Origin of the sequence: Hamadaea sp. NPDC050747 (assembly GCF_040654195.1) — a bacterium.
GTDB lineage: Bacteria > Actinomycetota > Actinomycetes > Mycobacteriales > Micromonosporaceae > Hamadaea.
Genome location: NZ_JBFAHM010000004.1, coordinates 209,034 through 228,917, shown reverse-complemented (window position 1 = coordinate 228,917; position 19,884 = coordinate 209,034). Strand labels below are relative to the sequence as shown.

Annotated in this window: 20 protein-coding genes; 13 read left to right on the top strand and 7 right to left on the bottom strand. The window is 70.8% G+C overall.

Features of this window, described 5'->3' with window-relative positions; all coding sequences use genetic code 11:
- Positions 1-2: 2 nt before the first annotated feature.
- Positions 3-1,013, bottom strand: a complete 1,011-nt coding sequence (locus AB0H43_RS10390; protein WP_359998966.1) for an ABC transporter substrate-binding protein — start codon at positions 1,011-1,013, stop codon at positions 3-5.
- Positions 1,014-1,166: 153 nt separating this feature from the next.
- Here AB0H43_RS10390 and AB0H43_RS10385 point away from each other — a divergent pair, with 153 nt between their 5' ends.
- From AB0H43_RS10385 to AB0H43_RS10355, 7 genes are all read left to right on the top strand, one after another.
- Positions 1,167-2,162: an iron chelate uptake ABC transporter family permease subunit gene (locus tag AB0H43_RS10385; RefSeq protein WP_359998965.1), complete on the top strand. Its 996-nt coding sequence runs from the start codon at positions 1,167-1,169 to the stop codon at positions 2,160-2,162.
- Entirely contained in the window at positions 2,159-3,196 is a 1,038-nt protein-coding gene (locus tag AB0H43_RS10380) for an iron chelate uptake ABC transporter family permease subunit (RefSeq protein WP_359998964.1), read from the top strand. Before AB0H43_RS10385 ends, AB0H43_RS10380 begins: the two co-directional genes overlap by 4 nt.
- Entirely contained in the window at positions 3,193-3,987 is a 795-nt protein-coding gene (locus AB0H43_RS10375) for an ABC transporter ATP-binding protein (RefSeq protein ID WP_359998963.1), read from the top strand. Before AB0H43_RS10380 ends, AB0H43_RS10375 begins: the two co-directional genes overlap by 4 nt.
- Before the next feature lie 25 nt (positions 3,988-4,012).
- Complete coding sequence (locus AB0H43_RS10370) at positions 4,013-4,546, top strand: GNAT family N-acetyltransferase (RefSeq protein ID WP_359998962.1); 534 nt, start codon at positions 4,013-4,015, stop codon at positions 4,544-4,546.
- Between the two features lie 75 nt (positions 4,547-4,621).
- Positions 4,622-5,380: a hypothetical protein gene (locus AB0H43_RS10365; RefSeq protein WP_359998961.1), complete on the top strand. Its 759-nt coding sequence runs from the start codon at positions 4,622-4,624 to the stop codon at positions 5,378-5,380.
- 142 nt (positions 5,381-5,522) lie between these two features.
- Positions 5,523-6,581 carry a saccharopine dehydrogenase NADP-binding domain-containing protein gene (locus AB0H43_RS10360; RefSeq protein WP_359998960.1) on the top strand — a complete coding sequence of 353 codons (1,059 nt, stop codon included), beginning with the start codon at positions 5,523-5,525 and terminating at the stop codon, positions 6,579-6,581.
- A 78-nt stretch (positions 6,582-6,659) separates the two neighbouring features.
- Positions 6,660-7,070 (top strand): hypothetical protein, encoded by a 411-nt coding sequence (locus AB0H43_RS10355; protein ID WP_359998959.1) that lies wholly within the window; start codon positions 6,660-6,662, stop codon positions 7,068-7,070.
- On the opposite strand, the gene AB0H43_RS10350 is transcribed toward AB0H43_RS10355, so the two are convergent.
- Positions 6,960-8,423 (bottom strand): MFS transporter, encoded by a 1,464-nt coding sequence (locus AB0H43_RS10350; protein WP_359998958.1) that lies wholly within the window; start codon positions 8,421-8,423, stop codon positions 6,960-6,962. The genes AB0H43_RS10355 and AB0H43_RS10350 overlap by 111 nt on opposite strands.
- Entirely contained in the window at positions 8,416-10,290 is a 1,875-nt protein-coding gene (locus AB0H43_RS10345; protein WP_359998957.1) for a glycoside hydrolase family 15 protein, read from the bottom strand. The genes AB0H43_RS10350 and AB0H43_RS10345 overlap by 8 nt, the downstream gene beginning before the upstream one ends.
- A gap of 95 nt (positions 10,291-10,385) precedes the next feature.
- Here AB0H43_RS10345 and AB0H43_RS10340 point away from each other — a divergent pair, with 95 nt between their 5' ends.
- Together AB0H43_RS10340 and AB0H43_RS10335 are read left to right on the top strand one after the other, a co-directional pair.
- On the top strand, positions 10,386-11,183 hold the full coding sequence (locus AB0H43_RS10340; protein WP_359998956.1) for a helix-turn-helix transcriptional regulator: 798 nt from the start codon (positions 10,386-10,388) through the stop codon (positions 11,181-11,183).
- A gap of 16 nt (positions 11,184-11,199) precedes the next feature.
- Positions 11,200-11,706, top strand: coding sequence for a DUF402 domain-containing protein (locus tag AB0H43_RS10335; RefSeq protein ID WP_359998955.1), 507 nt, complete (start codon positions 11,200-11,202; stop codon positions 11,704-11,706).
- Here AB0H43_RS10335 and AB0H43_RS10330 read toward each other — a convergent pair.
- The gene (locus AB0H43_RS10330; protein WP_359999326.1) at positions 11,692-12,084 is read right to left on the bottom strand and encodes a VOC family protein; all 393 of its coding nucleotides are present in this window, start codon (positions 12,082-12,084) and stop codon (positions 11,692-11,694) included. The two genes, AB0H43_RS10335 and AB0H43_RS10330, sit on opposite strands and share 15 nt — an antisense overlap.
- A gap of 15 nt (positions 12,085-12,099) precedes the next feature.
- Positions 12,100-12,630 carry a hypothetical protein gene (locus AB0H43_RS10325; RefSeq protein WP_359998954.1) on the bottom strand — a complete coding sequence of 177 codons (531 nt, stop codon included), beginning with the start codon at positions 12,628-12,630 and terminating at the stop codon, positions 12,100-12,102.
- Between the two features lie 123 nt (positions 12,631-12,753).
- On the opposite strand from AB0H43_RS10325, the gene AB0H43_RS10320 reads away from it, so the two are divergent.
- A complete protein-coding gene (locus AB0H43_RS10320; protein ID WP_359998953.1) occupies positions 12,754-13,965 on the top strand; it encodes an alanine racemase in 1,212 nt (403 codons plus the stop codon).
- Entirely contained in the window at positions 13,965-15,581 is a 1,617-nt protein-coding gene (locus AB0H43_RS10315) for a DUF885 domain-containing protein (protein WP_359998952.1), read from the top strand. Before AB0H43_RS10320 ends, AB0H43_RS10315 begins: the two co-directional genes overlap by 1 nt.
- 14 nt (positions 15,582-15,595) lie before the next feature.
- On the opposite strand, the gene AB0H43_RS10310 is transcribed toward AB0H43_RS10315, so the two are convergent.
- Positions 15,596-15,787: a DUF1918 domain-containing protein gene (locus AB0H43_RS10310; protein ID WP_359998951.1), complete on the bottom strand. Its 192-nt coding sequence runs from the start codon at positions 15,785-15,787 to the stop codon at positions 15,596-15,598.
- A 59-nt stretch (positions 15,788-15,846) separates the two neighbouring features.
- Here AB0H43_RS10310 and AB0H43_RS10305 point away from each other — a divergent pair, with 59 nt between their 5' ends.
- Together AB0H43_RS10305 and AB0H43_RS10300 are read left to right on the top strand one after the other, a co-directional pair.
- Positions 15,847-16,743: a universal stress protein gene (locus tag AB0H43_RS10305; RefSeq protein ID WP_359998950.1), complete on the top strand. Its 897-nt coding sequence runs from the start codon at positions 15,847-15,849 to the stop codon at positions 16,741-16,743.
- Positions 16,744-17,218: 475 nt separating this feature from the next.
- Positions 17,219-17,872: a helix-turn-helix domain-containing protein gene (locus AB0H43_RS10300; protein ID WP_359998949.1), complete on the top strand. Its 654-nt coding sequence runs from the start codon at positions 17,219-17,221 to the stop codon at positions 17,870-17,872.
- A 73-nt stretch (positions 17,873-17,945) separates the two neighbouring features.
- Here AB0H43_RS10300 and nhaA read toward each other — a convergent pair whose 3' ends face one another.
- Positions 17,946-19,820: a Na+/H+ antiporter NhaA gene (gene nhaA, locus AB0H43_RS10295; RefSeq protein ID WP_359998948.1), complete on the bottom strand. Its 1,875-nt coding sequence runs from the start codon at positions 19,818-19,820 to the stop codon at positions 17,946-17,948.
- Between the last annotated feature and the right edge of the window lie 64 nt (positions 19,821-19,884).

Here is a 19,884-nt window from a genome sequence, read left to right as displayed (position 1 = left end):
GATCAGCTGACCTTCTTCGCCGTGGTCAGGGCGTTGGCGAGGTGTTCGAGGACGCTTGCGCTGCCGGCGTAGGAGAACCGGGGCTCGCTGTTCCAGCCGACGATCTGGCCGGCCTTGACGGCGGGCAGCTGGTTCCAGGTCGGCTTGCCGGTGAGGTCCTTGGGCTGCAACGTGGAGCTGCGGTTGTCGAGGAGCAGGATGTCGGCGGCGTACTTGCCGGCGTTCTCCCAGCTGAGGCTCTCGAAGTAGCCGAGGTCGTCGAGCTTGTCCGGGACGATGACGTCCACGCCCAGCTCCTTGAAGTACATGATGTCGCTGTTGACGCCGGGGTTGGAGGCGTAGAACAGGTCGGCCGCGGCCGAGCAGGCGAGCACCTTGAGGCCGGTCGACTTGCCCGCCTCGCCCAGTTTCTTGGCCGCCGCCTCGAATCGGGTCTTCGCGTCGGTCACCTTCGGTGCGGTCAGGTCCGCGCCGAGCGAGGCGGCCAGCTCGCCGAACCGCTCGATGATTTTGTTGAGCGGCGTACGCGCGGCGTTGATGCCGACGGTCGGCGCGAGCGGGACGATCTTGTCCTTGCTCTCGTCCGGCACGTACCAGAGCGTGTCCTTCTCGTAGATGTCGGTGATCAGGACCTCGGGCCGCAGTGCCGCGTACTTCTCCACGTTGAACTCGCCCCAGACGTTGCCGAGGATCTCGACCTTGTCGATGGGGAAGTCGCCGGCCTGTACGTCGGGCTTGCCGTCGGCCGTCTTGGTGGGGCCGAAGACGCCGACGATCTGGTCGCTGATGCCGAAGTCGTAGAGGGCGGCGGCGGCGCCGATGAAGGCGACCACCTTCTGCGGGCGGCTCGGCGTGGACGCCTTCGTGCCGCGGTCGTCGGTGAACGACCAGGCCCCGCCGGTGCCCGAGGTCGAGCTGGGCTTGTCGCCGGAGCCGCAGGCGCTGGTCAGGGCGGCCAGTCCGAGGGCTCCGGCGGCCGAAAGCAGGCCGCGGCGGCTGAAGGTGTGCGTCATCGTTCTACTCCTGCGAATGGGGATGAGCCCGCGACGGGGATCGCGGGGGGCCGGGCTTCCGCCTCAGCTGTGGTTAGGCTAGCCTTACCTGAGTCAGTGTTGTCAAGCGAAGCTCGCATGCCGGGCGTGTCACATCTTTTCGGAGATATCCCCGTGCTCTCCCGACCCCCCAACCGGTCCGCCGTCCTGCTGGGATCCGCGGTCCTGCTGGCCGCCGCGACCGCGCTCAGCCTGGCGGTGGGCGCAAGGCCGATGTCGCTGTCCGAGGTCTGGTCCGGCCTCGTCGACCCCCAGGCCTCCGCCTACACGGTGGTACGCGAGATGCGCCTGCCGCGTACGCTGCTCGGTCTTGAGGTCGGGGCGGCGCTGGGCCTGGCCGGTGGCGTCATGCAGGCACTGACCCGCAATCCGCTGGCCGATCCGGGGCTGCTCGGCATCAACGCCGGAGCCTCCGCCGCGGTGGTCACCGCCATCACGGTGTTCGGGATCGGTTCGCTCAGCGGATATGTCTGGTTCGCCTTCCTCGGCGCGGCCGTCGTCTCGGTGCTCGTGTGGGCCGTCGGCGGTGGGCGTACCGCCACGCCGGGCCGGCTCGCGCTCGCCGGGGCCGCCGTCAACGCGGTGCTGTACGCGTACGTGTCGGCGGTGCAGCTGCTCGACACGGCGTCGCTGGACGCCATGCGGTTCTGGACGGTCGGCTCGCTGGCGGCGGCCGGAGCTCCGTCCACATTGTTCATCGCGCCGTTCGTCGCCGTCGGGGTGATCGCGGTCGCGGTGCTGTCCCGGCCGCTGAACGCGCTGGCGCTCGGCGACGAATCCGCCCGCGCGCTGGGCGCCCGCCCGGCCGTCGTCCGGGTCGGCTGCATCGTCGCCATCACGCTGCTCTGCGGAGCCGCGACCGCCGCCTGTGGGCCGATCGTCTTCGTGGGACTCCTGGTGCCGCATCTGGTCCGCCCGCTCACCGGGCCGGACATGCGCTGGCTGCTGGCGGTCAGCGCCCTCGTGGCACCGTTCGTGCTGCTCGGCGCGGACGTGCTCGGCCGGGTCCTCGCCCGGCCCGGCGAGGTGCAGGTCGGCATCGTCACCGCGGTCGCCGGGGGCGCCTTCTTCGTCTGGGCGGTACGCCGGACGCGGGCGGTGGCGGTATGACCGTCCTGCGCGCCGCCGCCGTCTCTGTCAAACTCCGCCCGCGTTCGGTGGCGGCCGGATTCGTCGTCCTCGCCGTCGCCGTCGGTTGTGCGCTGTTGCTGTTGAGCACCGGCGACTATCCCCTCAGCCCGGGTGCCGCACTGCGAGCGGCCCTCGGCTCCGGTACGCCCGCCGACGCGTACATCGTGCAGGAATTGCGTGCCCCGCGCGTCGTGACGGCGTTGCTCGCCGGGGCGGCCCTGGCGCTGGCCGGCGCGATCTTCCAGGCGTTGACCCGCAACCCGCTCGGCAGCCCCGACGTGCTCGGCTTCACCCAGGGATCGGCGGCCGGAGCGCTGCTGGCGATCGTCGTCACCGGCGGCGGCAGCCTGACCCTGGCCGCCGGTGCGCTCGTCGGCGGGATCGTCACCGGCGCCGGGATCTACCTGCTCGCCGTCCGGCACGGCTCGCACGGCAACCACCTGGTGCTCGTGGGCATCGGGGTGGCAGCGGTACTGACCGGCGTCAACGGCTACCTGTTCACCCGGGCGGAGATCACCGACGCGTCCCGGGCCATGCTGTGGCTGACCGGCAGCCTCGACGGCCGGGGCTGGGAGGACGCACTGCCCCTCCTGGCCGTCCTGACCGTCGTCGGGCCGATCGTCCTGTTCGGACTGTCGCGGCCGCTGTCGGCCTTGGCGCTCGGCGACGACCAGGCCCTGGCGCTCGGCGTACGCGTCACCCCGGTGCGCGTGTCGCTGCTGGGCGCGGCGGTCCTGCTCTGCTCGGCCGCTGCGGCAGCGGCGGGCCCGGTGGCGTTCGTCGCGTTGACCGCACCGCAGGTCGCCCGGCGGATCACCGGTGACCCCGGTCCCAACCTGCTGTCCTCACTGCTGGTGGGGGCGGCCCTCATGACGGCGGCCGACCTCGCCGCCCAACGGCTCGTGCCCGGCCGCGACCTGCCGGTCGGAGTGCTCACCGGCATCCTCGGCGGCGCGTACCTGGTTTGGCTTCTCGCGGCGCGTCGCCGCTTCAGCAAAGGGGGACGTTCATGACGCGGCTCGCCGCGACCGGCCTGAAGCTCGCGTACGAGCGGCGCGTCGTCGCCGAGGATCTCAGCGTGGTGATCCCGGACGGCTCGTTCACCGTCATCGTCGGCCCCAACGCCTGCGGCAAGTCCACCTTGCTCAAGGCGCTGGCCCGGACGCTGCGGCCGCAGACGGGCACCGTCCTGCTGGACGGCAAGGACATCCGGGCGCTGCCGGCCAAGACGGTCGCGCGGACGCTCGGACTGCTCCCGCAGACGTCGATCGCGCCGGACGGGATCACCGTCGCCGACCTGGTCGCCCGCGGCCGCTATCCACACCAGGGGCTGTTGCGCCAATGGTCGGCGCAGGACGAGGAGATCGTCCAGCAGGCGATGGTGGCCACCGGGGTGGGCGATCTCGCCACCGCGTTCGTCGACGAACTGTCCGGCGGCCAGCGGCAACGCGTCTGGATCGCGATGGCGCTCGCCCAGCAGACCCCGTTGCTGCTGCTCGACGAGCCGACGACCTACCTGGACATCGCCCACCAGCTCGACGTGCTCGACCTGTGCGCCCGGCTGCACTCCGACCAGGGGCACACGCTCGTCGCCGTCCTGCACGACCTCAACCAGGCCGCCCGGTACGCCACGCATCTGATCGCCATGCGCGACGGCCGGATCGTGGCGGAGGGCAAGCCGTCCGAGATCGTCACCGCCGAGCTGATCGAAGAGGTCTTCGGGCTGCCGTGCCGGATCGTCGAGTGCCCCGAAACCGGGGCGCCGCTGGTGATCCCGGCCGCCCGCCGCGCCGTGCCGGTCTAGCCGGGTATCCGCCTATGCTGGGCTGATGGATCTTTCGTTCCGCTTCGCCGCCGAGTCCGACGTGCCGGCCATCGTGGCCCTGGTGGAGTCGGCGTACCGGGGGGAGGCCAGCCGGGCCGGATGGACCACCGAGGCGGACTTCCTCGACGGCCAGCGCACCGACGCCGACGAGGTCGCCGACCTGGTCGAGGACTCCGACAGCCGGCTGCTGGTCGCGACGGCCGCCGGTCGGCCGGACGACCTCGTGGCCTGCTGTCACGTCGAGAATCGCGGCGACTACGCGTACTTCGGGATGTTCGCGGTGCGCCCGGGACTCCAGGGCGGCGGCGTCGGCAAGGCGGTCATCGCCGAGGCCGAACGCGTCGCCGTCGCGGCCTTCGGCGTACGCGAGATGCACATGACCGTGATCTCCGTCCGGGAGGAGCTGATCGCCTGGTACGCCCGGCGCGGCTACACGCGTACGGGCAAGACGACCCCGTTCCCGTACGGCGACGAACGTTTCGGGCTGCCCAAGCGCGACGATCTGGAGTTCGAGCTGCTCATCAAGCCGTTGACCTGATCTGACAGTCCAGAGTGGACAAACGGACTTGTCGTATCTGATGCGGATTAACGGCGAAAGCTGTAGGTTATTCGCGTGGTACCGAACGCCGCCGCGCTGTGGTTTCTCCTGGTCCTCTTCGCCGTCTACGCCACCGGTTGGCTGATCGTCCCCGGCGTCCGGCGGTGGACGCGCGACGCCGCCCGGCTGCGGACGGCGACGGTGCTGCGGCGGGAACGGCTGTCCACGCTGGCCGTCGAGTCCACCCGATACGCGGGAGAGGTGACGGTCGCGGCCGACCGCGCCGGAGCCCGGGAAACGCGCCTGCGGGAGTTGTGGCACCAGGCCCAGGCCGAACTGGAGCGAGCCGAGCAGGCATACGACGCGGCCGACGAACGCTGGCGCCGGCTGACCCTGGCCGCTGCCGTCGCCTCCGACACCGAGAACGACGAGGACCTGTCCGCCCGAGTACGCCACCTCCGCCGGATCGTCACCGAGGCTGCCCTGCGTGGGCAGATCTCCCCGCTCGCCCTCGGCGACGCCGTCGCCGGCCGCGACGGCTGGGATCCTGAACGCCCCCTCGCCGACCAGGAGCGCCAACTGAGCCGGGTCGTACGCCAAGCCGGCGAAGCGGCGTACCGGGCGGTCGCGCAGCGCGAACGCAACGCCTGGGACGCCTACGTCGCCGCAGCCGACCAGGCTCGCAGCCTGCGCCGGGAGGCCAACGCCGCCACCGAACGCGCGCAGCACGCGCTGTCGCTGCTCGCCCCGGCCCGGGTCCAGCCGCAGCCACTCACCACGGCCGCCTGGAACACCCCGACGCAGGTGCTGACTGTGGCTCGCCGCCGGCCCTGAACCCTCGCCACCCATCACCTGCTCCCGTAGGCTGCCGATCAGTCCGTTCGGGGAACGATCAGGGCGCTGTGGACACGACACGCCGGTCGATCATGGCCGAAAGTTCATGACCGCGCGGAAAGCCGGGGAAGGGGAGGGTGCGATGGGGCGCGAGTGGGTGCTCTACGGCGCGTACGGGTTCACCGGTGAGCTGATCGCCCGGGAGGCGGTGGCGCGCGGGTTGACGCCGATCCTGGCAGGCCGGGACGAAACGAGGCTGCGACCGCTCGCGGCAGAACTCGGTCTCCAGATGCGTGCGTTCCCGCTCGACGACCCGGCTCGACTCGACGCCGGTCTGCGTGGCGTCGCGCTGGTCCTGCACTGCGCCGGCCCGTTCTCCCGGACCTCGGCGCCCATGCTCGCCGCGTGCCTCCGAATGGGCGCGCACTATCTCGACATCACCGGCGAGATCGACGTCTTGGAGCACGCGTACTCGCTCGACGAGGCGGCGCGGCAGGCCGGGATCGTGATCTGCCCGGCGGTCGGCTTTGACGTGATCCCGACCGACTGCGTCGCGGCGACGCTCGCCGCCGAACTGCCTGGCGCGACGCGGCTCCGGCTCGGTTTCGACACCCGGTCGGCGTTGTCGCCCGGCACGGCGAAGACCACAGTGGAAGGTGCGGTCGGCGGCACGAGGGTGCGCCGGCAGGGCCGCCTCACCCGGGTGCCGATGGGCAGCCTGACCCGCACGATCGACTTCGGCGTGGGGGAGAAGCTCGCCGTCGCCATCCCATGGGGCGACGTCGCGAGCGCGTACCGCACCACCGGCATCCCCGACATCGAGGTCTACCTACCGACCTCCCGCCGCCAGATCCGCGGCCTCCGGTTCACCGAGATCGCGCGGCCCGTCCTGAAAATCGGGGCGGTCCAGCGGTTCCTGCAGAACCGGGCGGGCAGCCGGCCCGGCCCGTCGCCCGAGACCCGCGCGAAACGGCCCATGCACGTCTGGGGCGAGGTGACCGCGCCCGGCGAGCGCCGCGTCGCCCGGATCACCACGGCCAACGGCTACGACCTCACCGTGACCGGCTCGCTCCCCGTGGTGGTCAAGCTCCTCTCCGAGGGATACGCCGACAGCGGCGCCCGGACCCCGTCACAGCTGATGGGCGCGGACTACGTCACGAAGCTCCCCGGATCGTCCCCACTGGTCCTCAGCGAGGTTTGAGGCGAGGGCCGAGGCGGGGCTCAGCGCATTACCTGGCAGGTAATCGACGGCATGACGTCGAGCCGCGACAGTAAGCGCATGAATCTTCTGCGTTTCGCGTTGCGGCTCGACGCCGGCGCTTCCGCCGGTCTCGGTGTCGTCATCCTCGTCCTCAGCGGCAAGCTCGACGAGTGGCTCGGTACGCCGACCGCGTTCACCGTCGGCGTGGGCGTGTTCCTGCTCGTGTGGGCGACGGGGCTGGCGGTGCTGGCGGCTCAACGGGACATCTCCCCGGCCGGCGGGTGGACCGTCATCGTGCTCAACGTGGGCTGGATCGGGGCCAGCCTCGCCGTCGCCTTCGGCGGGGCGTTCGACCTCACCGGGTGGGGCGTCGCGGTGTCAGCTCTCCAGGCGTTGCCCGTTCTGCTGTTCATCGATCTCCAGTACCTCGGTCTGCGTCGCGTCCGCGCCGCCGTCCGCAGTGGCGCCGTCGGGAGCGGGGCCGCCTGACGGCTGTTCCTTCGGCAAGCGTTCGGCGACGAGCAGACCGGCGAGGGCGGCGACCGCGAGCACGAGCATCGCCAGGGCGTACGAGCGCTCGGGGGTGCGGGTGATCCCGGCGACGATGACCGTGCCGGCGATGGCGGTGCCGAGTGACGAGCCCAGGTTGGACACGCTCCGGGACAGCCCGGAGATCTCGCCCTGCAGCTTCTCGCCGAACGCCGACTGCACGATGTTCACCGACGGCGTGATCATCAGCCCGATGCCGACGCCGATGATGAACAGGCCCGGCAGCAGGGCGGGCGCGCCGCCGTTGGACCAGGCGACGATCAGCAGCAGCGCGCAGACGCCGACGACGGTCACGAAGAAGCCGGTCTCGATGAGCGTACGCTGCGGCCACCGTTTGGCCAGCCGTTCGGCCACCAGCGAGGTGCCGAGGATGCCGACCGTGGCCGCGGTGAAGATCAGGCCGGTCTCGATGGCGTTGTATCCGCGGACCACCTGCAGGAACGCGGCGACCACGAACGAGGTGCCCATCAGGACGAGCCACTGGAGGTTCTGGGTGATCATGCCGAGGTTCGCCACGCGGCTGCCGAACAATCGCATCGACAGCAACGGTTCCTGGCCCGCCGCCTCCGTTGTGCGTACATGCCGGAAGAAGAGCACGAGCACCACGACCCCGGCGGCGATCATCAGGAGCATGAGCCAGGCCTTCTTGCTGGACAGGAGAATGCCCCCGACGATCAGGATGAGCCCCACCGCCGACAGCACCGTGCCGCGGACGTCGAACTTCCGGTCGGGCTGGGCCGGCAGAGGATCGGTCAGCCCGCGGCCGAGGATCACGATCACGACGATGACCAGCGCCTGGAAGACGAACGCGGCCCGCCAGCTGATGGCGGAGGTGATCAGCCCGCCGATGAGCGGACCGGCCGCCGCGCCAACCCCGGCCATCGCGCTGATCATGCCGAATGCCTTCGCTCGGGAGGTCAGATCGGTGAAGTACAGCGTGGCCAGGATGTAGACGGGCGGGATGAGCAACGCCGTGCCGACACCCTCCAAAATGGAGTTCCCGAGGACCAGGACGCCCAGCCCGGGCGCGACCGCGCAGGCCAGCGCGCCGACGCCGTAAGTGATCAGCCCGAGCTGGAACAGGCGCTTGCGGCCGAACTTGTCGGTCAGTTTGCCGCCCGGGATCATCAACGCCGCCATGACCAGGAGGAACAGCGTGATGGACAGCTGTACGCCGGCCACCGTCGTGTTCAGGTCCTGACTGATGTCGTTGATCATCACGTTCATGTTGGAGCCGGCGAAGCTGCAGATGAACTGGGCCAGCGCCAACGGGACCAGGGCACGGTTACGCATGGCTCAGCACCGGCCCGACCCAGCCCGCGCCGTGATCGAGCTGGAAGTCGAGGTTCATCGCGGCGCTGATCAGCGACAGGTGACTGAACGCCTGCGGGAAGTTGCCGATCTGCTCACCGGTCGCGGCGATCTCCTCGGAGTAGAGGCCGAGGTGGTTGCTGTAGGTGAGCATCTTCTCGAAGGTGAGCCGGGCCTCCTCCAGCCGTCCGGAGCGGGCGAGCGCGTCGACGTACCAGAACGAGCAGATGGTGAAGGTGCCCTCGGAGCCCTGCAGGCCGTCCGGCGAGGCCTCCGGGTCGTAGCGGTAGACGAGGCTGTCGGAGACCAGTTCGGTGTCCATCGCCCGCAACGTCGACTGCCACATCGGGTCACTGGGCGCCACGAAGCCGACCAGCGGCATGTAGAGCAGCGACGCGTCGAGCACGTCGGTGTCGTAGTGCTGGACGAACGCGTCCCGCTTGGGATGGAAGCCGCGGTCCATGATCTGTTCGTAGACCGCGTCGCGCTGCTCGGTCCACCGGGCCAGGTCGGCCGGGCGGCCCTTGTCGCGGGCGAGGCGTACCGCCCGGTCGAACGCCACCCACGACATCAGGCGCCCGTAGGTGAAGTTCTGCCGGCCGCCGCGCGTCTCCCAGATGCCCTCATCCGGCTGGTCCCAGTTGTCGCAGAGCCAGTCGACGAGATCCCGGACGTTACGCCAGCCCGCGTTGCCGATGGTGAGCCCGTGACTGTCGGCCAGGTACAGCGAATCCATGGCCTCGCCGTAGATGTCGAGCTGCAGCTGACCGGCCGCGCCGTTGCCGATGCGTACCGGGCGGGAGTCACGGTAGCCGGACAGGTGGCCGAGGACCTCCTCGTCGAGGTCGGGCGAACCGTCCACCCGGTACATGATCTGGAGGGGATGTCCGTTCTTGGACTCCTTCACCCGATCGTTGAGCCAGCCCATGTACGCCGCCGCCTCGTCGGTGAAGCCGAGGCCGAGAAGGGCGTAGACGGAGAACGAAGCATCCCGGACCCACGTGAACCGGTAGTCCCAGTTGCGCTCGCCGCCGATCTGCTCGGGCAGGCCGGCCGTCGGAGCCGCCACGAGCGCGCCGGTCGGGGCGTATGTCATGAGCTTGAGCGTCATCGCCGAGCGCTCCACCATCTCGCGCCAGCGGCCCTGATACTGCGAGCGGCCGATCCACGACCGCCAGAAGTCCCGGGTCTGCTCGAACAGCGCGACGATCTCCTCCGGGGCGAACACCCGGGGCGGCTCGTCCGGCATGGTCTCGAGGACCATGCCGCCGACGTCCCCGGCGACCAGGTCGGCGAAGGCGGTCAGCCCCTGCTCGGTCCGCTGGATGTCGCCGGGCTGGATCAGCATCCGGTCCTTGCGGGCCGGGTTGATGTTGACCGTCATCCCCCCGCCCTGGAAAACCGCGCCGTTCAGGCCGTACTCGACCTCGGTCCGGGCCCGGCCGTAGTCGAACCGCGGCTCGCAGTCGAACCGGAAGCGCATCTTGCCCCGGACGACGCTGATCATCCGGACCAGCCGGTGCCGATCGGTCGCGACCTTCCCGTGGCCCGCGGCGATCGGCATGAAGTCCATGACCTCGCCGACGCCCGCCTCGCTGAGGAACCGCGTGATCAGGATCGGCGTACCGGGCAGGTAGAGCTGCCGGGTCACGTAGTCGACGCCCTCGGGCGCCACCCGCAGGTGCCCGCCGCGTACCGGGTCGAGGAGGGACGCGAAGATGCTCGGCCCGTCGAAGCGGGGCGCGCAGAACCAGTCGACGGTTCCGTTCGTGTCGATCAAGGCGGCGGTCTGCAGATCGCCGATCAGGCCGTGTTCGTGAATCGCAGGACCCTGCGTGCCGCTGGTCATCTGTTCAGCATTGCCCGCTCGGTGCCGGTCTGTTCGGCGAATCGCCAGATGTCCGGGCAGACTGGCCCCGGTCCACGCGACGGAGGAGAACGATCATGACGGTGTCCTCGCCCACGGTGGGTGAACTGCTACGCCACTGGCGGTCACACCGCCGGCTGAGCCAGCTCGACCTCGCCGGGATCGCCGAGGTGTCCGCCCGGCATCTCAGCTTCCTCGAGACCGGCCGGGCCAAGCCCAGCCGGCCGATGCTGCTGCGGCTCGCCGAGAACCTCGACGTGCCGCTGCGGGAGCGCAACCGGCTGCTCCTCGCGGGCGGGTACGCCCCGGCGTACACCGAAAGCGAGGTCACCTCGCCCCGCATGGCCGGTGTGTGGCAGGCGGTACGCCAGGTGCTGACGGGACACGAGCCGTACCCGGCGGTGGTGACCGACCGCTTCTGGCGCATGCTCGACGCCAACGCCGCCATCGACCTCCTGACCGGGGTGGTCGCCCCGTGGCTGCTGGAGCCGCCGGCCAACATCCTGCGGGCCGGCCTGCACCCGGAGGGGCTGGCGCCGCACATCGTCAACTTCGGCGAGTGGCGGGCGCATCTGCTGACCCGGCTGCGGCGGCAGGCGGCCGTCGCGGGCGACGCCGACCTCCAGGAGCTGTACGAGGAGCTGAAGGCGTACCCGTGCGACGATCCGGAGCCGGAGGTGGAGTCGCCCGGGTCGGGCGACGTCGTCACCCCACTGCGGCTGCGTACGCCGCTCGGCGAGCTGGCCTTCTTCAGCACCATCGCCACCTTCGGCATACCGGCCGACGTGACCGTGGCCGAGCTGGCGATCGAGTCGTTCTTCCCGGCCGATCCGTTCACCGCCGACGTGTTAAGGGCACGACAGGCGGCCCGCTGACCGTTACCGTCACGGCATGGCGGAGGTCTGGCTGGCTTACACGAAGTACGACGGTTCCCTGCACTGGCATCAGAAGGCGCGCCGGCTCGGCGAAGACGAGCACGGCGTCTGGCTCGGCGGGACCAAGGGGACCGTCGTCCGCAAAGGCCACGACGACGTCGTCACGGAGGCGGAATGGGCGCACGTGGTCCTGATCCCGCACGATGCCTGGTGGACGGCTGCCTTCAACGGCCCGGGGGCGCGCAACGAGATCTACTGCGACATCGCCACCCCGGCGATCTGGCCGCATCCCGGCGAGGTGACCATGGTCGACCTCGACCTCGACGTGCTGCGTATGAAAGACGGGCGGGTGCTGCTCGACGACGCGGACGAATTCGCCGAGCACCAGGTCCGGTACGCCTACCCGCCGGACGTCGTCGCGAACGCCGAGGCCTCGGCGAGGTGGCTGCTCGACGCGGTACGCGACCGCCGCGGCCCGTTCGGCGGGGCACACCTGCCGTATCTGAAGCTAGTCAGCGACTAGTTCGACCTCGTAACCGTCCACATTCTCCAGATAGGCGGCGTAGTGCTCGGGGCCGCCGGCGTACGGGTGCCGGTCGGAGAACATCAGCGACCAGCCGTGTGCGGGCGCGACCGCGACGAGCTGGTCGACGCGGTCGCGCCCGGACACGGTGAAGGCCAGGTGATTCAGGCCGGGCCGATGCCGGTCGTGCTCGCCGGCGTTCATCGCCGGGCTCTGCTCCACTACGAGATACGTCGGGCCGAGCCGCCAGCTGCGCCCGCCCGGCCAGTCCTGGAACTGCTCGTAACCCAGCTCGGTGAGCAGCCAGCCCCAACTGGCGACCGCGCGGTCGAGGTCGGGCACCCAGAGTTCGACGTGATGCAGCGTCCCGGTGGTGATCTCCACCGGACAAGACTAGAGCGCCGGCCCCCGCTTACGGAGATCGTCCACCGCCGTCATGGCGTCGCGCAGTTCGGCGAGCCACTGATCGGCATGCTGCCCGACGAGGCGTACGCACCAGGCCAGCGCCTCCGACCGGGAACGGGCGACTCCGGCGTCCACGAGCGTGTCGAGGACCTGCCGGTCCGGCTGGCGCAGCCGGGTCATCACCGGAGCCGACAGGGTGGTGAACAGTTCGCGGGTGCCGCCGCAGACCACGCCCCAGGCGGCCTTCCGCTGGTACTTGTGCTCGATCTGCCGGGCGAACCGGATCCGCCGTTCGCGGGTCTCCTCGCGATAGGCGGCGATGCGGCCGCGCTCGGCGGCGGCGCGGTCGGCCTCGGACGCGTCCGCCGCGTGGGCGGGCTCGGCGAGAGTGCCGACGATGAGGATCTCGTCGCGGTCGATGACGATCTCCGCCGGTCCGGTGAACCAGTCGTCCGGCAGCAGGCCGGTGATCCAGGCCGGGGCGTCGTCGGCCGGAGGTGGTTGCTCGGTGCGACTCACTACTCGAATCATGCTTACATGATTACACCGTTGCTCGACATACGTCGACGGGTCCGCGTTCCGCCCACGGCGAAAGCGAAAGCCCGGTGTGAGCGGACCGGCGAAAGGCGACAGAATGCGGGGATGAAGATCCCCGACGAATACGTGGACTGGCGGACCAAGGGCGTCTGGAATCCGGGCCCGCCGGTGACGCTGACCGAGTTCGCCGCAGCGCGGCACAACCTGTTCGGCGGGGCGTTCACGTGGCCGGTGATGGTCGCGCGGCGTACGGCGATCGAGCACAACGTGCGGACCCTCGCCGACTACTGCGAGCGGCACGGCGCGTTGTTCGCCCCGCACGGCAAGACGACGATGGCGCCGTCGCTGTTCCAGGCGCAGCTGGCGGCGGGCGCGTGGGCGATCACGGTCGCCACGCCGAATCAGGCGCTGGTGTGTGCGGCGCTGGGGGTGCCCCGCGTGCTGCTCGCCAACGAGGTAGTGGACCCGGTGGCGCTGCGCTGGCTGGCGACCCAGGACACCGAGATCCTCGTCTACGCGGATTCGCTCGCGGCCGTCGAGCGGCTGTCGGCGGCGACCGAGGCGGGCGGGCATTTCCGGGTGCTGCTCGAATGGGGCTACGCCGGTGGGCGTACCGGGTGCCGGACGAATGCGGACGCGGTCGCCGTCGCCCAGGCCGTGCATGACGCCCCGAACCTCGACCTCATCGGGATCTCGTCGTTCGAGGGGCTCCTGCCGACCACCGCGGACGCGCAGTCCTTTCTGGACAGTCTGGTCGAGGCGACCAAGGCGATCGCCCACCTGCTGCCGGCCGAGCCCCTCGTGACGGCGGGCGGCAGCGCGTACTTCGACCTGGTCACCGCCACCCTTGGCGGGCAGTGGCTCGACGGCCGGCGGCTGCGGCTCGTGCTGCGCAGCGGCGCGTACATCTCCCACGACGACGGGACCTATCGGCACAAGACGCCGTTCCTGCGCGTTCCGGGGGAGGGGACGCTCGACGCCGCCTTGGAGGTCTGGGCCCAGGTCCTCGCCACGCCCGAGCCCGGTCTCGCGCTGCTCGGTGTGGGCAAGCGCGAGGCGCCCTACGACGAGGGCCTGCCGGTCCCGCTGCGCGTCCGGCGGGCCGACGGGCGGGTCGAGGCCGCGGATGGGCTCGAGATCGTGCGGCTCAACGATCATCACGGGCATCTGTCGGTACGCGACGAAGGGGCGGTCGCCGTGGGCGACCTGGTGTGCCTGGGCATCTCCCATCCGTGCACCGCGTTCGACAAATGGTCGGTGATCCCGGTCGTCGAGGACGACTACACCGTCACCGAGCTGCTGCGGACGTACTTCTGATGGGGGCCGCGGATCAGTTCGCCGACGAACTGCTGGCCGCGTACGCCGTCCTCGACCCGACGTCCGCCGTCGTGGAGGCGGGCGCGAAGGATCCGGACCGGCTGACCGACTACAGCCCGGCCGGGCACCAGGCGCGGGCCGACTTCGCGGCGGCCGAGCTGCGGAAGATCGCCGGGGTGCCGGCCGAGTCCGCGCACGACCGCCGCCTGCTCGACCATCTCGCCGAACGCCTCGAGTCGATGATCGAGTTCCATGACAGCGGCGAGGATCTCCGGGAGCTGCATGCCGCCGCGACCGGGCCGCTGCAGATGATCCGCCAGGCGGTCGACGCCGCCGTCCCGGCCGGCGACGTGGACGCGGACGAGCGGGAGACGGGCTGGGCGCTGGTCGCCGAACGGCTCGCCGACGTGCCTCGCGCCCTCGCCGGGTACGCCGAGAGCCTGACCGTCGCGGCGAGCCGAGGCCACGTCGCCGCCGCCCGGCAGATCGACCTGGTCGTGGCGCGGTGCGACGGGTGGATCGCCGACACCGAGCAGCTCGCCGCGTCCTACTCCGGAGGACCGCACCAGGCCGCGCTGACTGTGGCGACGAAGGCCGCGGTCGAGGCGTACCAGCTGCTGGCGAGCCGGCTCAGCGCGGACCTGAAGCCGAAGGCGAACCCGGCTGAGGCCTTCGGCCCGGACCGGTACGCGGTCTGGTTGCGCAAGTTCCTGGGCGTGCGGCCCGACCTGGCCGAGCTGTACGCGTGGGGCTGGGACGAGGTGGAGGCGATCGAGGCACAGCTGCGCGCGGAGGCCGAGGCGATCATGCCGGGGGCCGGTCTCGGCGACGTGCTCGACCACCTCGACGCGCCCGGGTCGCCGGGCATGATCGGCAGCCCGCCGGAGTTCGCGGACTGGCTGCAGGCTGTGCTCGAACGCACGCTGTCCGAATTGGACGGTACGCACTTCGACATCCCCGAACCGTTGCGGCGCATCGAGTCGCGCGTCACGACGTCGGCCGGGACGATGTACATCGGGCCGTCCGCCGACCTGACCCGGCCGGGCCGCGTGTGGTGGCAGCTGCCGGAGCACGACACCGAGTTCGCCACCTGGTACGCCTACACGACCGTATACCACGAGGGTGTGCCCGGACATCATCTGCAGATCGGCTACGAGTCCTGGCGCAACCCGCTCGGGCAGCGGCTGAACCTGCTCGGCGGGCTGTCGGCCGGGCAGGAGGGCTGGGCGCTCTACGCCGAGCGCCTGATGGACGAGCTGGGCTGGTACACACAGCCGGGCGCGCGGCTCGGTTACCTGTTCGCGCAGCTGCTCCGGGCCGCCCGCGTCGTGATCGACATCGGACTGCACCTGGAGCTGCCGGACCGCGACGGGCGGACCTGGACGCCGGACGCCGCCTACGACATGCTGGCGAACCGCTGCCAGCAAGGCGGGTACGCGTCCTCGGAACTTGCGCGTTACCTCGGCCGACCGGCGCAGGCGTTGGCGTACAAGGCGGGCGAGCGCGTCTGGCTCGACGCGCGCGCCGCCTCCGGTCTGCCGTTACGGGAATTCCACCGGCGAGCGCTCGATCTCGGCTCGCTCGGGTTGGGGCAGCTGGCCGCCGCCCTCCGCTGACGTCGCCGCTGACGTCACCGTTCCCGGGGTTCCTCGATGTGCGAGTCAGGCCCCGGGAACACCAGCCCCTCGTGGTCGTCCGCCCACCGTACGAGGTACGGCGGCGTACCGTCTTCGTGGCGCACTTCCAGCACGACGCCGACCCGGCGGGCCTCGCCGACGTGGGCGCCTTCCATGATCAAGCGATCGCCGACCTTCGCCTTCATGCCCTCACCATAAGACGGGCGGCTGTTTCGCCGCCGGGCGTACGGGGGAAACGTGGCACATGATCGCTCCAGTTGTCGTCGGCGTCGACGGCTCACCCTCCAGCCTCGCCGCCGCCCGGTACGCCGCCCGCCTGGCCGTCCGCCGGCAGACCTCCCTCGACTGTGTGCTGGCCTACCAGCCGGCCGTGTACGCGTACCCGCCGATGGGTGGGATGGACCCCGGAGTGCTCGCCGACGACCAGGTACGCGAAGACCTCGACCGGATGGTCGCCCACATCGGTGACGGGCTGCGGGACGCGTACCCGGAGTTGACCGAGGTGACCGCGCGTCAGGTGCCGGGCGGGCCGGCGGCGGCGTTGATCGAGCTGTCTCGCGAGGCGGCCGTGACCGTCGTCGGCAGCCGGGGCGTCGGCGGCTTCGAACAGTTGCTGCTCGGTTCGGTCTCCAGCCAGGTCGCCGCGCACGGCCAAGGTCCGGTCATCGTCGTACGCCCGGTACTCCCCGAGGGCGACACCGCCGAGGGCGACACCGACACTGATACCGCCGAGGGCATGGCCGGCGTGGACCCCGATCCGGACGCCGGGCCGGTGCTCGTCGGCGTCGACGGATCGGCCGAATCCCAAGCGGCGCTGCGGTTCGCGGCCGAGGAGGCGCAGTTGCGCCGCACGTCGCTCGTCCTGGTGCACGCCCGGCCGGAAGGCGACGACGTCGACGTCCTCGACGAGGTGCTCGAACAGGCGGCGGCCGAGGTCGCGGGGATTCCGGTGGAGAAGCGGATCGTGTCGAGCAAGAACGTCGAGGACACGATGATCGAAGCCGCACGGTCGGCGGGCCTGACGGTGGTGGGCTGCCGGGGCCGGGGCGGTTTCACCGGGGCGCTGCTCGGTTCGGTGAGCCGGGCGTTGACCCATCACGGTTCCGGCGCGATCGGCGTGGTCCACAAACACGATCGCTGACCCGGAATCTCTTGCACCGCCGGTCTTCTGCACGACGCGGGGGTGCGGACGGTGCCCCTGGCCGCGGCGGCTGGTCTCCCGCCCGCATCCCGCGCGCCGTGCCGGTCTCCCGGCCTGCCACGGCTTAACCGACTCTGGGCCGACTCAGGTTACGGGTCCAATCCGCCAATCGGAACCGCCGCGAGTCGTACGCCGAGTCGTACGCGAGGCAGGCAGATAGTCTGCCCATCCGTTGCGGGTCTTCGCAACCCGGACGCGCTCCGCCGAACGGCTGAGTGACGCCGTGTGAGGTGAAACTCACGCCGTTACCGGCCCTCGTGCGTCGTTTCCGCGCGGGCTGGGGCGCGCTCGGTGGAACGCGGTGCACCTTACGGCGACCGGATGACGTCGATGGCGTTCCACCGATGGTCACGACGCCACGCACGCCGCGACGCCACTGTAGACCGGAATGGTCCGTTCCGGTAATGTCACCGGTGTGACCCAAGGACTTTCCGGCCGCCGAGCCCAAGCCGCCCGCAACGACGAGGCCATCCTCGAAGCCGCGCGCGAGGTGTTCCTGGCCGACCCGAAGGCTCCGGTGGCGGCGGTGGCGGAGCGGGCCGGCGTCGGCATGAGCGCGCTGTATCGCCGGTTCCCCGGCAAAGAGGACATGCTGCGCCGGCTGTGCCAGGACGGCCTGCTGCGCTACAACGCCGAAGCCGAAGCCGCATTGGCCGGCGGCACGCCGGGTTGGGAAGCGCTGGAAGCGTTCCTGGGCAACGTGGTCGACGCGGACGTCCACTCGCTCACCGTGCACCTCGCCGGCACGTTCGCGCCCACCCCGGAGATGACGCAGGAGGCCCGTCGATCGGGAGAACTGGCCGCCCGCCTCGTCGAGCAGGCGAAGAGCGAACTGCGGCCGGACGTCGGCCTCTCCGATCTCGGCTTCGTGCTGGAGGCGTGCGCGGCGATCCGCGTACCGGACGGGGTGCGCACGAAGGAACTGCGCCGCCGCTATCTCGCCGTCATTCTCGCCGGTCTCCGCCGGACCGACGCCGATCCCGATCTCCCCGGACCGCCGCCGTCGGCCGACGAGGCGAACTGGCGGTGGCGGCAGGGACCCGCACCCCGTTCAGCAGATAACGGGTAAAACGGGTCGTGACAACCATCATCTGGACGGCGGAGTTAGACACGGCGCGGGAGCTACCCCGCGCGTACGACGGCTAAACGTTGAGGATCACCGCGCGGGTCTTCGCGGCGTGCACGGCCGCCTTCAACGAGTCGATGTCGTACGCGCCATGGTGCCGTCGCCCGTTCACGAAGAACGTCGGCGTCCCGGCGACCCCGCTCAGATCGGCCGAATCGACGTCCTCGGCGATGCGCGCGGCACCTTCCCGCGTACGCAGATCCTCCTCGAACCGTTCCGTGTCCAGCTTCAGCTGCTCGGCGTAGCGTACGAGGTCGGCCAGGTCGAGATCGCCCTGATGATCGAGCAGCACGTCGTGCATCTCCCAGAACGCGCCCTGCTCGGCGGCGGCCTCGGCGGCCTCGGCCGCGAGTTGCGCGTGCGGGTGCACATCGGTCAGCGGCAGATGCCGCCACACGTAGGCGATCTCGGCCGAGCCGGACAGCAGCTCGCGCATGATCGGTTCGGCCCGTCCGCAGTGCGGGCACTCGAAGTCGCCGTACTCGACGATGGTGATCCGCGCGTCGGCCGGTCCCCGGATGTGGTCGCGATCGGTGTCCACCTCGACAGCGAGGTCCACGATGGACTCCGCGCCGTCGGCGAGGGCACGTGCGCGGCGCAACGGCGACAGCATGGTCACCACGCGGAAGACGATCCAGGTGACCGCGGAGGCCAACAATCCCGCGACCAGGACGCCGAGCTTCGCCTCCTCGAGTTGGTCGCCGGTGAACGCCAGGGTGGCGACGAGCAGGGAGACGGTGAAGCCGATGCCGGCGATCGTCCCGGCGCCGCCGACGGCGGCCCAGCCGACCGGGGGCCGCAGCCGGCCCTTGGACAGCCGGGTCACCAGCCAGGAGCCGCCGATGATGCCGACCGGCTTGCCGATCACGAAACCGGCGGCGATGCCGAGCGTGATCGGCGACGTGACGGCCCGGCCGAGGAACTCGCCGTCGATCTTGATCCCGGCGTTGGCGAGCGCGAACAGCGGCACGATCAGATAGCTCGTCCAGGGCAGGTACAGCGCCTGGAGACGTTCGTTGGGCGAGACCGCCAGCCGCAGGCCCGCGCGTGCCTCCCGTTCCAGTTCGGCGGTGGGCTCCTCGCGGAAGGTCCGGAACAGGTCGGTGGCCCGCTCCAGTTCGCTGCGCGGCGCCGGGTACGCGTACGTGACGAGACCGGCCACGAGACCCACGACGATCGGGTCGACGCCGGAGCCGAACACGGCGATCCAGGCGGCGATGCTGAGCGCCACGTAGACGAAGCCGGTCCGGACGCGGGCGATCCGGGCGGCGAGGACCAGCAGGAGGAACAGCACGCCGAGCAGCAGCGGCCCCAGGGCGACGCCGCCGGTGTAGAACAGCGCGATGACCACCAGGGCGAGAAGGTCGTCGACGACGGTCACGGTGAGCAGAAAGGCCCGTAGCCGGTCGGGGAACCGCGGGCCGACGAGCGCCAGCATCCCGAGCGCCAGCGCGGTGTCGGTCGACATCGCCGCGCCCCAGCCGTGCGCGGAGTCCGAGCCCGCGTTGATCAGCAGGTAGATCCCGATGGGCACGAGGATGCCGGCCGTGCCGGCGGCCAGCGGGAGCGCGAACCGGCGTCGCTCCCGCAGTTCGCCGAGGTCGAATTCGCGGCGCGCCTCCAGCCCGACGACGAAGAAGAAGAACGTCATCAGCCCGGAATTGATCCACTCGCGCAGGGTCAGCTCGATGCCCCACCGTCCCAGGTGGATCGAGAATTCGGTCTCCCACACCCGCTCGTAGGAGGACAGGCTGATGTTCGCCCAGAGCAGGGCGAGCACGGTCGCGCCCAGCAGGATGGCCGCGCCGCCGGTCGACGTGCGCAGGAACCGCCGGAGCGGCGTGTCCATGTTCCGCGTCCACGCCGTCCGCAGGGCCGTGCCGTTGACCATCGGTTCTCCTTCGCGAGCCTCCCGCGCTGATCGTAGGCACAAAGATCAGCGCGGCATGCGGGAT

Excerpts from the sequence above, each read along its gene's own strand:
- AB0H43_RS10315 (WP_359998952.1), top strand. The coding sequence starts at position 13,965 with ATGGGGGCCGCGGATCAGTTCGCCGACGAACTGCTGGCCGCGTACGCC.
- nhaA (WP_359998948.1), bottom strand. The coding sequence starts at position 19,820 with ATGGTCAACGGCACGGCCCTGCGGACGGCGTGGACGCGGAACATGGAC.
- AB0H43_RS10310 (WP_359998951.1), bottom strand. The coding sequence starts at position 15,787 with ATGAAGGCGAAGGTCGGCGATCGCTTGATCATGGAAGGCGCCCACGTC.
- AB0H43_RS10370 (WP_359998962.1), top strand. The coding sequence starts at position 4,013 with ATGGATCTTTCGTTCCGCTTCGCCGCCGAGTCCGACGTGCCGGCCATC.
- AB0H43_RS10320 (WP_359998953.1), top strand. The coding sequence starts at position 12,754 with ATGAAGATCCCCGACGAATACGTGGACTGGCGGACCAAGGGCGTCTGG.
- AB0H43_RS10305 (WP_359998950.1), top strand. The coding sequence starts at position 15,847 with ATGATCGCTCCAGTTGTCGTCGGCGTCGACGGCTCACCCTCCAGCCTC.
- AB0H43_RS10380 (WP_359998964.1), top strand. The coding sequence starts at position 2,159 with ATGACCGTCCTGCGCGCCGCCGCCGTCTCTGTCAAACTCCGCCCGCGT.
- AB0H43_RS10390 (WP_359998966.1), bottom strand. The coding sequence starts at position 1,013 with ATGACGCACACCTTCAGCCGCCGCGGCCTGCTTTCGGCCGCCGGAGCC.
- AB0H43_RS10345 (WP_359998957.1), bottom strand. The coding sequence starts at position 10,290 with ATGACCAGCGGCACGCAGGGTCCTGCGATTCACGAACACGGCCTGATC.
- AB0H43_RS10340 (WP_359998956.1), top strand. The coding sequence starts at position 10,386 with ATGACGGTGTCCTCGCCCACGGTGGGTGAACTGCTACGCCACTGGCGG.
- AB0H43_RS10350 (WP_359998958.1), bottom strand. The coding sequence starts at position 8,423 with ATGCGTAACCGTGCCCTGGTCCCGTTGGCGCTGGCCCAGTTCATCTGC.
- AB0H43_RS10355 (WP_359998959.1), top strand. The coding sequence starts at position 6,660 with ATGAATCTTCTGCGTTTCGCGTTGCGGCTCGACGCCGGCGCTTCCGCC.
- AB0H43_RS10360 (WP_359998960.1), top strand. The coding sequence starts at position 5,523 with ATGGGGCGCGAGTGGGTGCTCTACGGCGCGTACGGGTTCACCGGTGAG.
- AB0H43_RS10335 (WP_359998955.1), top strand. The coding sequence starts at position 11,200 with ATGGCGGAGGTCTGGCTGGCTTACACGAAGTACGACGGTTCCCTGCAC.
- AB0H43_RS10375 (WP_359998963.1), top strand. The coding sequence starts at position 3,193 with ATGACGCGGCTCGCCGCGACCGGCCTGAAGCTCGCGTACGAGCGGCGC.